The 12428-nt window shown below is 69.1% G+C and carries 10 protein-coding genes and 1 riboswitch; of the genes, 8 read left to right on the forward strand and 2 right to left on the reverse strand.

The genetic code is table 11. The features are described 5' to 3' along the window. Window positions 1-288 precede the first annotated feature (288 nt). The 8 genes from flhB (at window position 289) to metF (ending at window position 9904) form a co-directional block, all read left to right on the forward strand. On the forward strand, window positions 289-1488 hold the full coding sequence (gene flhB, locus ACTJKF_RS20055; protein ID WP_440625444.1) for a flagellar biosynthesis protein FlhB: 1200 nt from the start codon (window positions 289-291) through the stop codon (window positions 1486-1488). Further along, window positions 1485-3587: a flagellar biosynthesis protein FlhA gene (gene flhA / locus ACTJKF_RS20060; protein ID WP_440625446.1), complete on the forward strand. Its 2103-nt coding sequence runs from the start codon at window positions 1485-1487 to the stop codon at window positions 3585-3587. The genes flhB and flhA overlap by 4 nt, the downstream gene beginning before the upstream one ends. Further along, a complete protein-coding gene (flhF, locus tag ACTJKF_RS20065; RefSeq protein WP_440625448.1) occupies window positions 3584-5368 on the forward strand; it encodes a flagellar biosynthesis protein FlhF in 1785 nt (594 codons plus the stop codon). Before flhA ends, flhF begins: the two co-directional genes overlap by 4 nt. Further along, complete coding sequence (locus tag ACTJKF_RS20070; RefSeq protein ID WP_440625450.1) at window positions 5361-6179, forward strand: nucleotide-binding protein; 819 nt, start codon at window positions 5361-5363, stop codon at window positions 6177-6179. Before flhF ends, ACTJKF_RS20070 begins: the two co-directional genes overlap by 8 nt. A 22-nt stretch (window positions 6180-6201) precedes the next feature. After that, on the forward strand, window positions 6202-6936 hold the full coding sequence (locus ACTJKF_RS20075; protein ID WP_440625452.1) for an RNA polymerase sigma factor FliA: 735 nt from the start codon (window positions 6202-6204) through the stop codon (window positions 6934-6936). A gap of 85 nt (window positions 6937-7021) precedes the next feature. Beyond that, a riboswitch (S-adenosyl-L-homocysteine riboswitch) is annotated at window positions 7022-7138 on the forward strand. A gap of 34 nt (window positions 7139-7172) precedes the next feature. Continuing rightward, a complete protein-coding gene (gene ahcY / locus ACTJKF_RS20080) occupies window positions 7173-8591 on the forward strand; it encodes an adenosylhomocysteinase (RefSeq protein ID WP_440625454.1) in 1419 nt (472 codons plus the stop codon). 104 nt (window positions 8592-8695) lie between these two features. Next, window positions 8696-9049, forward strand: a complete 354-nt coding sequence (locus ACTJKF_RS20085; RefSeq protein WP_006477367.1) for a phage holin family protein — start codon at window positions 8696-8698, stop codon at window positions 9047-9049. A gap of 24 nt (window positions 9050-9073) precedes the next feature. Beyond that, entirely contained in the window at window positions 9074-9904 is an 831-nt protein-coding gene (metF, locus tag ACTJKF_RS20090) for a methylenetetrahydrofolate reductase [NAD(P)H] (protein ID WP_014895579.1), read from the forward strand. A gap of 80 nt (window positions 9905-9984) precedes the next feature. On the opposite strand, the gene ACTJKF_RS20095 is transcribed toward metF, so the two are convergent. Both ACTJKF_RS20095 and ACTJKF_RS20100 read right to left on the reverse strand, forming a co-directional pair. Next, the gene (locus tag ACTJKF_RS20095; protein ID WP_440625457.1) at window positions 9985-11463 is read right to left on the reverse strand and encodes an amidase; all 1479 of its coding nucleotides are present in this window, start codon (window positions 11461-11463) and stop codon (window positions 9985-9987) included. A gap of 81 nt (window positions 11464-11544) precedes the next feature. Then, complete coding sequence (locus ACTJKF_RS20100; RefSeq protein ID WP_440625458.1) at window positions 11545-12237, reverse strand: dienelactone hydrolase family protein; 693 nt, start codon at window positions 12235-12237, stop codon at window positions 11545-11547. Between the last annotated feature and the right edge of the window lie 191 nt (window positions 12238-12428).

Below are 12428 nucleotides of genomic sequence, written 5' to 3' on the forward strand. Positions count from 1 at the left end.
GCGCCGCCCGCTCCGGCGCGCGACGCCGTCGCGCCGGGGGCGGGCCGACGATCGCTTCACGGCTGCATTGATTCCCCGCCTCACCACCTCACCGCCTCACCCGCGAACGCGATTTCCACCGCCGCTCCGCGCGCCGTACCCGCCCGTCGCCTCCCGCCACACCGGCTCGCCCGATTCCCCGAAATACCCCCCTTTCCCGGCTTTGCTCGACCGATCGGCGTTTGACGTGCGCATGAATAATCGGTGTCACTGGAAAACGGCATTTCGCCGTACCCGACAGGAGGCCCCGTGGCAGACGAGAGCGATCTCGACAGAACCGAAGCCGCCACTCCGAGGCGCCGCGAGAAGGCGCGCGAGGAGGGGCAGGTCGCGCGTTCGCGCGAGCTGGCTTCGTTCGCGCTGCTCGCGGCCGGGTTCTACGGCGCGTGGCTGCTCGCGGGTCCGTCGGGCGACCATCTGCAGGCGATGCTGCGCGGCGCGTTCGCGTTCGACCGCGCCACCGCGTTCGACACGCGCCGGATGCTGTCGGCGGCCGGCAGCGCGAGCATCGAAGGTCTCGCCGCGCTGCTGCCGCTCCTCGCGCTCACCGGGCTGGCCGCGCTGCTCGCGCCGATGGCGCTGGGCGGCTGGCTGATCTCGCAGAAGACCTTCGAGCTGAAGTTCGACCGCCTGAACCCGATCTCGGGCCTCGGCCGCATCTTCTCGATCCAGGGGCCGATCCAGCTCGGCATGTCGCTCGCGAAGACGCTGGTCGTCGGCGGGATCGGCGGGATCGCGATCTGGCGCAGCAAGGACGAGCTGCTCGGCCTCGCGACCCAGCCGCTCGGCTCGGCGCTCGCCGATGCGCTGCATCTGGTCGCCGTGTGCTGCGGCACGACGGTCGCCGGGATGCTGGTGGTCGCCGCGCTCGATGTGCCTTACCAAATCTGGCAGTACAACAAGAAGTTGCGCATGACGAAGGAAGAAGTGAAGCGCGAGCATCGCGAGAACGAAGGCGATCCGCACGTGAAGGGCCGGATCCGCCAGCAGCAGCGCGCGATCGCGCGGCGCCGGATGATGGCCGCCGTGCCGAAGGCCGACGTGGTCGTCACGAACCCGACGCGCTTCGCCGTCGCGCTGCAATACACGGACGGCGAGATGCGCGCGCCGAAGGTCGTCGCGAAGGGCGTGAACCTCGTCGCCGCGCGCATCCGCGAACTCGCGGCCGAGCACAACGTGCCGCTGCTCGAAGCGCCGCCGCTCGCGCGGGCGCTGTATCACAACGTCGAAATCGAACGCGAGATTCCGGGCTCGCTGTACTCGGCCGTCGCCGAAGTGCTCGCGTGGGTCTACCAGCTCAAGCGCTTCCGCGCGGAAGGCGGCGCGTTCCCGGCCGCACCGGTCGATCTCGACGTGCCGGCCGAACTCGACAAGGGCGCATCGGTTGCGTCCGACGACGAGCGTGAAGAAGCCGAAGACGCGCTCGGCAACCAAGGGAGCGCAGCATGAGCACCCCGACCGCCGGCCTGTTCGCCAAGCGCCCGAACCCGTTCGCGGGCACCAACCTGCGCGCGCTTGCGGGCCCGATCCTCATCTGCATGATCCTGGGGATGATGATCCTGCCGCTGCCGCCGCTGCTGCTGGATCTGCTGTTCACGTTCAACATCGCGCTGTCGGTGATGGTGCTGCTCGTCAGCATGTACACGATGAAGCCGCTCGACTTCGCGGCGTTCCCGAGCGTGCTGCTGTTCTCGACGCTGTTGCGCCTGTCGCTGAACGTCGCGTCGACGCGCGTCGTGCTGCTCGAGGGCCACACGGGGCCGGACGCGGCCGGCCAGGTGATCGAGGCGTTCGGTCACTTCCTCGTCGGCGGCAACTTCGCGGTCGGCATCGTCGTGTTCGTGATCCTGATGATCATCAACTTCATGGTGATCACGAAGGGCGCGGGGCGGATCGCCGAAGTGTCCGCGCGCTTCACGCTCGACGCGATGCCCGGCAAGCAGATGGCGATCGACGCCGACCTGAACGCGGGCCTCATCAACGAAGAGCAGGCCCGCAAGCGCCGCCTCGCCGTGTCGCAGGAAGCCGAGTTCTACGGGTCGATGGACGGCGCGTCGAAGTTCGTGCGCGGCGACGCGATCGCGGGCCTGATCATCATGGCGATCAACGTGATCGGCGGCCTGATCGTCGGGATGGTCCAGCACGACATGAGTTTCGCGGCGGCCGGCACCAACTACACGCTGCTGACGATCGGCGACGGCCTCGTCGCGCAGATCCCGTCGCTCGTGATCTCGACCGCGGCCGGCGTGATCGTGTCGCGCGTCGCGACCGACGAGGACATCGGCACGCAGATCACCGGCCAGCTGTTCACCAACCCGCGCGTGCTCAACATCACCGGCGCGATCATCGTGCTGATGGGGCTGATCCCGGGCATGCCGCACTTCGCGTTCCTTGCGCTCGGCGGCGGTGCGATCTGGCTGGCCCGCTCGCAGGCCAAGCGCGCGGCGGCCCGCGTGGCGGCCGGCGACGTGACCGAGATCGCGCCCCCTGCCGCGCTGCCGGGCGACAGCCACGAGGCGACCTGGGACGACGTGCAGCTGATCGACCCGCTCGGCCTCGAAGTCGGCTACCGGCTGATTCCGCTCGTCGACAAGAACAGCGACGGCGAGCTGCTCAAGCGCATCAAGAGCATCCGCAAGAAATTCGCGCAGGAAATCGGCTTCCTGCCGCCGGTGATCCACATCCGCGACAACCTCGAGCTGCGGCCGAACGCGTACCGGATCGCGCTGAAGGGCGTCGAGATCGGCGCGGGCGAAGTGTTCCCGGGCCAGTGGCTCGCGATCAACCCCGGCCAGGTGACGGCCGCGCTGCCGGGTGCCGTGACGCAGGATCCGGCGTTCGGGCTGCCGGCCGTGTGGATCGACGTCGCGATGCGCGAGCAGGCCCAGGTGTACGGCTACACGGTGGTCGATGCGAGCACGGTCGTCGCGACGCACCTGAACCATCTGGTCGTCCAGCACGCGGCCGAATTGCTCGGCCGCCAGGAAGTGCAGTCGCTCGTCGAGCGCACCGGCAAGGATGCGCCGTCGCTCGTCGAGGACCTCGTGCCGAAGACGGTCTCGCTGACCACGCTGCAGAAGGTGCTGCAGAACCTGCTCGAGGAAGGCGTGCCGATCCGCGACATGCGCACGATCCTCGAGGCCGTGTCGGAACACGCGGGCCGCGGCGACGCGTACGAGATCACCGCCGCGGTGCGCTTGTCGCTCGGCCGCGCGATCACGCAGCAGTGGTATCCGGGCGCGGGCGAGATGCAGGTGATGGGTCTCGATTCGAATCTCGAGCGCGTGCTGTCGCAGGCGCTCGCCACCGGCGCGAACCCGGGCCTCGAGCCCGGCCTCGCGCACAACCTTCTGACCGGCACGCAGCAGGCGATGCTGCGTCAACAGAATCTCGGGCTGCCGCCCGTGCTGCTGGTGCAGCACGCGCTGCGCGCGATGCTCGCGCGTTTCCTGCGCCGCAGCCTGCCGCAACTGAAAGTGCTGTCGTACGCCGAAGTGCCGGACACACGCACGATCAAAGTCGTTAACGTCATCGGGGGTTCCGCTTGAACATTCGCAAATTCACCGGCGCGACCAGCCGCGACGCGCTTCGTCTCGTTCGCGAGGCACTGGGCGCCGACGCCGTCGTGCTGTCGAACCGCACGCTCGATGACGGCAGCGTCGAAATCGTCGCACTCGCCGACTCGGACCTCGCCGCGGTCACGCCGCCGCCCGCTGCTCGAGCGCGCATGCTCGCGTCGCGCACGCCGGAATCAGTGCCGGCCGCCGCCGTTCCCGGCATCGTGTCGCGCCCCGGCGCCGCGCCCGCGCGCCCGGCCGTCAATCCGTATGCGGCCGGCGACGGTGGACTTCCGGACGTGTTCTCGTCGGTGTTCGGCGCGCGTGCCGAAGCGACGGAGCCGGCTGCGGAACCGGCCGCGTTCGACGCCGATGCGCACGCGCTCGACGCGGCAGCGCCGTCGCCGGTTACGCCTGCTGTCACTGCCGATGCAACGCCGGCAGGCACGCCGGCCGCATCGTCCGAACCCGCGCCGTGGCTCGTCGAGCACGCGAAGCGCCTGACGCAGCAGCGCGAGGCGCTGATCGCCCGCGCGCAGGCGGCGCCGGCCGCAGCGCAAGCACCGGCCCGCACGCAGCCGGACGCCGCCGCCGCGACGCCGGCCGGCTGGGCGCGCGACATCGTGCGCGACGCCGAGCGCCGGATGCCGGGCGCGGCCGCCGCTGCCCGCGCAAGCGAAGCGAGCGCCGCGAGACCGATCGAACGCGCGGCCGAACGCACGCGCCTGTCCGCCGATGCGGCCGCCGCGGTGGCCGACGCGGTGAAGGCGCGCGTCGAGAGCATCGTCAACGACACGGTGATGCACGAGCTCGGCGCGATGCGCGGGATGATGGAAGAGCAGTTCGACAGCCTGATGTGGCACGACCGCCAGCGCCGCAGCCCGGTGCATGGCGCGCTGACCAGGCACCTGTTTTCGGCCGGCTTCTCCGCGCAGCTGGTGCGGATGCTGGTCGACAACCTGCCGTCCGGCGACGGCACGCAGACCTTCGAGCAGGCTGCCGACTGGGCGCAGTCGGTGCTCGCGGCAAACCTGCCGGTGCTCGAGAGCGAGGACGCGCTGATGGAGCGCGGCGGCGTGTTCGCGCTGATGGGGCCGACGGGAGTCGGCAAGACGACGACCACCGCGAAGCTCGCCGCGCGCTGCGTGATGCGCTTCGGTGCGAGCAAGGTCGCGCTGCTGACCACCGACAGCTACCGGATCGGCGGCCACGAGCAGCTGCGCATCTTCGGCAAGATCCTCGGCGTGCCGGTGCACGCGGTGAAGGACGCGGGCGACCTCGCGCTCGCGCTGTCCGAGCTGCGCAACAAGCACATCGTGCTGATCGACACGATCGGCATGAGCCAGCGCGACCGCGCGCTGTCCGACCAGATCGCGATGCTGCATGGCGCGAACGCGCCGGTGCAGCGCCTGCTGCTGCTCAACGCGACGAGCCACGGCGACACGCTGAACGAAGTCGTGCAGGCGTACCGCAGCGCGGGCGAACATCCCGACCTCGCCGGTTGCATCCTGACCAAGCTCGACGAGGCGACCCACCTCGGTGGCGTGCTCGACACCGTGATCCGCTACAAGCTGCCGGTCCACTACGTGTCGACCGGCCAGAAGGTGCCGGAAAACCTGTACGTCGCGTCGACCAAATTCCTGCTGAAGAGCGCGTTCTGTGTGCCGCGCGACGGCTCGCCCTTCGTGCCGCAGGACGAGGACATGCCGGCGCTGCTTTCCGCACTGACCGCACGTTCCACCGCCGAGCTGCACGAGGTGCGATTTGGATAAACGGATCATCGACCAGGCCGAAGGGCTGCGGCGCCTGCTGGCCGGGCGCGCGTCGCGCATCGTCGCGGTGACGGGCGGGCCGGCGGGTGTCGGCTGCACGTCCACCGTCGTCAACGTCGCGGCCGCGCTGGCCTCGCTCGGCAAGGACGTGCTCGTCGTCGACGAGCGCGCCGACGTGCAGTCGGCCGCGGCGACGCTCGCGGGCGCGTGGCTGCGCGACGGCGAACGCACGCGCGTCGCCGCCGGCTTCGGCCTGTGCGCGGCCGCGCGGCTCGCACGCGACGGCTACAGCGACTCGCAACTGAGCGACTTCATCGACGGCCAGGCCGACATCGTGCTGGTCGACGCGCAGCTCGGCGCCGACGGTGCGCTCTCCGCGCTCGCGCGCGAGGCGCACGACGTGCTGATCGTCACGCGGGTCGCCGCGCAGGCGATCACCGAGGCCTACGCGTGCATGAAGCGCCTGCATTTCTCGCACGCGGTCGCGCAGTTCCGCGTGCTGACCAATCACGTCGGCAGCCACGCGGATGCGAAGACCGCCTTCGACAACCTCGCGGGCGTCGCGAGCCGCTACCTGACGGTGTCGATCGCCGACGCCGGCTGCGTGAGCGCCGATCCGCTCGTCGAGCATGCGCGCGACCTGATGCATACCGCGGTCGACGCGTTCCCGTCGTCGGCGGCCGCGCGCGATTACCGGCAGATTGCCGCCGACCTGCTGTACTGGCCGATGCGTCCGGGTTCGGGCGCCGGCCGCGCCGTGCATGCGGGCGGCAAGCCGTCGTACGAGGCGGGTGCGGCCCACGCCGCGTGAGCGCCACCGGAAGGAGAGAGCCATGATGTACAACGCTCAGGGAAAAATGACCCAGGCCGACGTGCTCGCGCAATACGCGCCGCTCGTGCGGCGCCTGGGGCTGCAGCTCGTCGCGAAGATGCCGGCGAGCGTCGACCTCGACGACCTGATCCAGGCCGGCATGATCGGCCTGATGGACGCGGCCGGCCGCTACAAGGAAGACCAGGGCGCGCAGTTCGAGACCTACGCGACCCAGCGCATCCGCGGCGCGATGCTCGACGAGCTGCGCAGCAACGACTGGCTGCCGCGCAGCCTGCGCAAGACGTCGCGCGAGGTCGAGCACGCGGTGCACCAGGTCGAGCAGCACCTGGGCCGTTCGGCGAGCGAGACCGAGATCGCCGAGCACCTGAAGATGCCGCTCGACGAATACCAGGGGATGCTGCAGGACCTGCACGGCAGCCAGCTCATCTACTACGAGGATTTCGATCGCGCGGCCGACGACGAGCCGTTCCTCGACCGCTATCGCGTCGATCACGCCGATCCGCTGTCGGCGCTGCTCGACGACCACCTGCGCGAGGCGCTCGTCGAAGCGATCGAACGGCTGCCCGAGCGCGAGAAGCTGCTGATGTCGCTGTACTACGAGCGCGGGCTGAACCTGCGCGAGATCGGCGCGGTGCTCGAAGTCAGCGAGTCGCGCGTGTGCCAGCTGCACAGCCAGGCCGTCGCGCGCCTGCGCGCACGGTTGCGCGAACAGGCGTGGGTCGGCGCGGAGAACTGACCCTTTCTTGCGCCCACGCGCGCCGACGCCGCGCGTGGCGCGCGCGGCGCACAATTCCCGCGCCGATTTGCTACAATCGCTCCCGTTTTCCGAGGAGCGTTGCGACGGACCATCCTGCGTCCGCCAGGCTCGGAGAGCTTCACCAAGCAGCCGTGCGGCGAGATTCGCGCCGGCCCCGCTTCCTGAACGGCGCTCACGTCACCAATTTCTAGAACTTTTTTAGAAAGGAGGGCGTGATGAACGCCATTATCGATTCCAAGGCTTCCACCGATTACGTCGTCGCCGACATGGCGCTTGCCGGCTGGGGCCGCAAGGAACTGAACATCGCCGAGACCGAAATGCCGGGCCTCGTGCAGATCCGCGACGAATACAAGGCGCAGCAGCCGCTGAAGGGCGCGCGCATCGCAGGTTCGCTGCACATGACGATCCAGACCGGCGTGCTGATCGAGACGCTGAAGGCGCTCGGCGCGGACGTTCGCTGGGCCTCGTGCAACATCTTCTCGACGCAGGACCACGCCGCTGCCGCGATCGTCGAAGCCGGCACGCCGGTGTTCGCGTTCAAGGGCGAGTCGCTCGACGAATACTGGGAGTTCTCGCACCGCATCTTCGAATGGCCGAACGGCGAATTCGCGAACATGATCCTGGACGACGGCGGCGACGCAACGCTGCTGCTGATCCTCGGCGCGAAGGCCGAGAAGGACCGTTCGGTGATCGCGAAGCCGACCAACGAGGAAGAAGTCGCGCTGTACAAGTCGATCGCGAAGCACCTCGACATCGACGCGACCTGGTACTCGACGCGCCTCGCGCACATCAAGGGCGTGACCGAAGAAACCACGACCGGCGTGCACCGCCTGTACCAGATGGAAAAGGACGGCCGCCTGCCGTTCCCGGCGTTCAACGTGAACGACTCGGTCACGAAGTCGAAGTTCGACAACCTGTACGGCTGCCGCGAGTCGCTCGTCGACGGCATCAAGCGCGCGACCGACGTGATGATCGCGGGCAAGGTCGCGGTCGTCGCGGGTTACGGCGACGTGGGCAAGGGCTGCGCGCAATCGCTGCGCGGCCTCGGCGCGACCGTGTGGGTCACCGAAATCGATCCGATCTGCGCGCTGCAGGCGGCGATGGAAGGCTACCGCGTCGTGACGATGGAATACGCGGCCGACAAGGCCGACATCTTCGTGACGGCGACCGGCAACTACCACGTGATCAACCACGATCACATGAAGGCGATGCGCCACAACGCGATCGTCTGCAACATCGGTCACTTCGACTCGGAAATCGACGTCGCGTCGACCCGCCAGTACCAGTGGGAAAACATCAAGCCGCAGGTCGACCACATCATCTTCCCGGACGGCAAGCGCGTGATCCTGCTGGCCGAAGGCCGCCTCGTGAACCTCGGCTGCGCGACCGGCCACCCGTCGTTCGTGATGTCGAACTCGTTCGCGAACCAGACGCTCGCGCAGATCGAGCTGTTCGTGCGCGGCAACGAGTACGAGAACAAGGTGTACGTGCTGCCGAAGCACCTCGACGAAAAGGTTGCGCGCCTGCACCTCGCGCGCATCGGCGCGAACCTGTCCGTGCTGTCGGACGAACAGGCTTCGTACATCGGCGTGCAGAAGGACGGCCCGTTCAAGCCGAACCACTACCGCTATTGATGTGCCGCCGCCTGCCGTCGCATCGTGCCCGCGGGCACGCGCGGCGGCAGGCGCCGGACCGCGCGCATTGACCGCACAGATCGACAACCGAACCGGAGCCCTCCATGAGCGTCATCCTCACCTGGGTCATCAACGCCCTCGCGCTGCTGATCATCACGTACCTCGTGCCGTCGATCCACATCAAGAGCTTCGGCACCGCGCTGATCATCGCGGTCGTGCTCGGCCTGATCAACACGGTGATCCGTCCGGTGCTGATCCTGCTGACGCTGCCCGTCACGATCGTCACGCTCGGGGTCTTCATCCTCGTCGTGAACGCGCTGTGCTTCTGGTTCGCGTCGTCGCTGCTGAAGGGGTTCGAGGTGTCGGGGTTCTGGTCCGCGTTCTTCGGTTCGATCCTGTACAGCATCGTGTCGTGGCTGCTGTCCGCGCTGATCTTCGGGCAGCGCGACATCGGCTGACGGCCGGGCCCATTCTTGCGAATCATGAAACCGATCGAACTCTCGTTTGAATTCTTCCCGCCGAAGACGGCGGACGGCGTCGAGAAGCTGCGCGCGACCCGTGCGCAGCTGCTGCCGCTGAAGCCGAAATTCGTCTCCGTGACGTTCGGCGCCGGCGGCTCGACGCAGCAGGGCACGCTCGATACCGTGCTCGACATGCAGAAGGACGGCCTCGAGGCCGCGCCGCACCTGTCGTGCATCGGCTCGTCACGCGACAGCCTGCGCGCGATCCTCGACCAGTACCGCTCGCACGGCATCCGGCATATCGTCGCGCTGCGCGGCGACCTGCCGTCGGGGATGGGCGAGGTCGGCGAGCTGCGCTATGCGTCCGAGCTCGTCAGCTTCATCCGCGCCGAGCATGGCGACTGGTTCCACATCGAAGTCGCTGGCTATCCGGAGTACCACCCGCAATCGCGCTCGCCGAAGGCCGATCTCGAGAACTTCGCGCGCAAGGTGAAAGCCGGCGCGAATTCCGCGATCACGCAGTACTTCTTCAACGCCGACGCGTATTTCCGCTTCGTCGACGATGCGCGCAAGCTGGGGGTCGACGTGCCGATCGTGCCGGGCATCATGCCGATCACGAACTTCTCGCAACTGATGCGCTTCTCGGAAATGTGCGGCGCGGAAGTGCCGCGCTGGGTCGCGCGCCGGCTCGAGAGCTTCGGCGACGATCGCGACGCGATCCGTGCATTCGGCGCGGACGTCGTCACCGATCTGTGCCGGCGCCTGATCGACGCGGGCGTGCCGGGCTTGCACTTCTACACGCTGAACGCGGCGACCGCGACGCGGACCATCTGCGAACGGCTCGCCGGCTAAGCGCCATCCGGCGCCTGCCTGCAAAAAACCCCGCCGGGTGTGTCTCGGCGGGGTTTTTTATCGACGCGGCACGGCAACGCTCAGCGCTGCGCCTGCATCAGCGGCGGGCGCCGGTCGAACCACGGCCGCGCCTGTTCGAGCTGGCGCGCGAGTTTCAGCAGCAGCGCATCGTCGGCATGGCGCGCGACGAACTGCACGCCGATCGGCAGCCCGCGCGCATTCCAGTAGAGCGGCACCGACATCGCCGGCTGGCCCGTCAGGTTGAACAACTCGGTGCAGCCGGCCCACGCGAACGCCTTCTCCGACGACTTCGCGAGCATTTCCCGCAGCAGCGGCCTGACCGGCAGCGCGCCCAGCAGCTTCATCTGCGCGGCTTCGAGCGCGGTCGGCTGCAGCTCGCCGATCTTGACCGGCGGCCCCGCGAGCGTCGCGCACAGGATCGCGTCGTAGCGCGACACCAGGCCCGCGACCTGCACGGTCAGCTGGCGCTGCCATTCGAGCACGTCCGGCAGGCGCGCGCGTGCGACGCGCCGGCCGACGACGGCCATCGCCCACGTCGCCGGCTCGAACTCGCTGCGCTTCGGGGTGCGCCCGGTCAGTTCGCGCGCGCCGAGCACCATCTCCTCGGCGATCGTCGCCCACAGCGTGAGGAAGGTTTCGGCCGCGCGCGCGTAGTCGATGTGCAGCGTCGCCGGTTCGACGTGATGGCCGAGGGACTCGAGGAGCGCGGCCGCGTCGTCGAGTGCCGCGCGCGTGTCGTCGGCGAGCGCCGGCGCGAGCATCGGGTCGACGACGAGGCCGATCCGCAGCGGGCCGGGCGGGGCGTCGAGCGCGCCGAGGAAGGTGCCGGGTGCGCCGGGCGGCAGCGTCTGGCCGGTCGTCACGTCGAGCAGCAGCGCGCTGTCGCGCACGCTGCGGGCGACCGCGTGCTGGACCACCAGCTCCCCGTTCGACGGCAGGTCGACCAGCACCGGATTGCGGCTCGGCTTCAGGCCGAACAGGCCGCAGCACGACGCCGGGATCCGGATCGAGCCGCCGCCGTCGGATGCATGCGCGAGCGGCACGATGCCGGCCGCGACGGCCGCGGCCGCGCCGCCGCTCGAGCCGCCGGGCGTGTGATCGAGATTCCACGGATTGCGGCACGCGCCGAACAGTTCGGGTTCGGTGTACGGCATCTGGCCGATTTCCGACGTGTTGGTCTTGCCGAACACGTTGAGCCCGGCCGCGCGGCTGCGCGCGATCACGGGCGAATCGTCGGCGGGGGTGTAGTAGCGGTAATGCCGGCTGCCCATCGACAGCGGCAGCCCGGCGACCGCCGCGCCGAGATCCTTGACGAGATACGGGACGCCCGCGAACGGCGCGTCGGCGCCGGTGGCGGGCGTCGACTCCGTTCGCTTGCGCGCGGCATCGTAGTCCTGCAGCACGATCGCGTTGACCGCGGCGTTCACCGCTTCGGCCTGGCCGATCGCGGCGTCGAGCAGTTCGCGCGGGCTCGCCTTGCGTTCGCGCACGAGCGCGGCGAGGCCGATCGCGTCATGCGCGAGATAGTCCGAGTGCATCGCTGTCACCCCCGTTGTGACCTGTGGCGATGAAGGGAGGATAACGCGGGCCCGGCGTGCCGGGCCCGCTAGCCGCTGCCTTTACAGGTGCTCGGCCAGGAACGTCAGCGTGCGGCCGTGCGCGAGCGCCGATGCGCGCTGGTTGTACGACGCGCGGTCCGTGCAGTTGAAGCCGTGCTCGGCGCCCGGGTACACGTGGAACGATGCGTCGGGGCGGCCGGCGAACGCGGCCTTGACCTGCTCGACGGCCTCGAGCGGGATCCCGTGGTCGTTCTCTGCATAGTGGAACAGGATCGGCTGCGTGACCTTGCCGGCCAGGTCGAGCGCATTCTGGATGCCGCCGCCGTAATAGGCGACCGCCGCATCGACGTTGCCGGCCGCGGCCGCGCGGTACGCGAGCTGGCCGCCGAAGCAGTAGCCGATCGCGGCGACCTTGCCGGCGACTTCCGGGCGTGCGCGCAGCGCATCGGCGGCTGCGCCGATGTCCGCGACCGCGAGGCCGACGTCGGTCTTCTTCATCAGCTCGATGCCCTTGTCGCGGTCGGCGCCTTCGTAGGTCAGCTCGACGCGCGGCTGCGTGCGCCAGAACACGTCCGGCGCGAGCGCGACGAAGCCGTCGGCCGCGTACTGATCGGCGACCGCGCGGATGTGCGCGTTCACGCCGAAGATCTCCTGGATGATGATGACGGCGGGGCCCTTGCCGCGCTTGGGCAGCGCGAGATAGCCGCCGAAGCTGTCGTTACCGGTCGGGATGTCGATCCATTGGGCAGTCACGTTGGAACTCCTGGCGAACGGGCGCGCGACACGCGCGCCGCGGGTGGAAAAGGGGCGGCCTAGTGTGCCATCAAACCCGCAGGGTTGCAGTGCGCGCAAGGTCCGCGCCCGCCCGGTGCGAGCGGGGCGAACCCGTGTGCCGAATCCGCTTCTCGCGCAGCGATCGTTTTGATCTCGATTATTCATTTTTC

This window comes from Burkholderia sp. 22313, assembly GCF_052045245.1.
GTDB lineage: Bacteria > Pseudomonadota > Gammaproteobacteria > Burkholderiales > Burkholderiaceae > Burkholderia.

Coding starts and splice junctions, on each gene's coding strand:
- flhA (WP_440625446.1), top strand. CDS start 1,485: ATGAGCACCCCGACCGCCGGCCTGTTCGCCAAGCGCCCGAACCCGTTC.
- ACTJKF_RS20075 (WP_440625452.1), top strand. CDS start 6,202: ATGATGTACAACGCTCAGGGAAAAATGACCCAGGCCGACGTGCTCGCG.
- ahcY (WP_440625454.1), top strand. CDS start 7,173: ATGAACGCCATTATCGATTCCAAGGCTTCCACCGATTACGTCGTCGCC.
- ACTJKF_RS20085 (WP_006477367.1), top strand. CDS start 8,696: ATGAGCGTCATCCTCACCTGGGTCATCAACGCCCTCGCGCTGCTGATC.
- metF (WP_014895579.1), top strand. CDS start 9,074: ATGAAACCGATCGAACTCTCGTTTGAATTCTTCCCGCCGAAGACGGCG.
- ACTJKF_RS20095 (WP_440625457.1), bottom strand. CDS start 11,463: ATGCACTCGGACTATCTCGCGCATGACGCGATCGGCCTCGCCGCGCTC.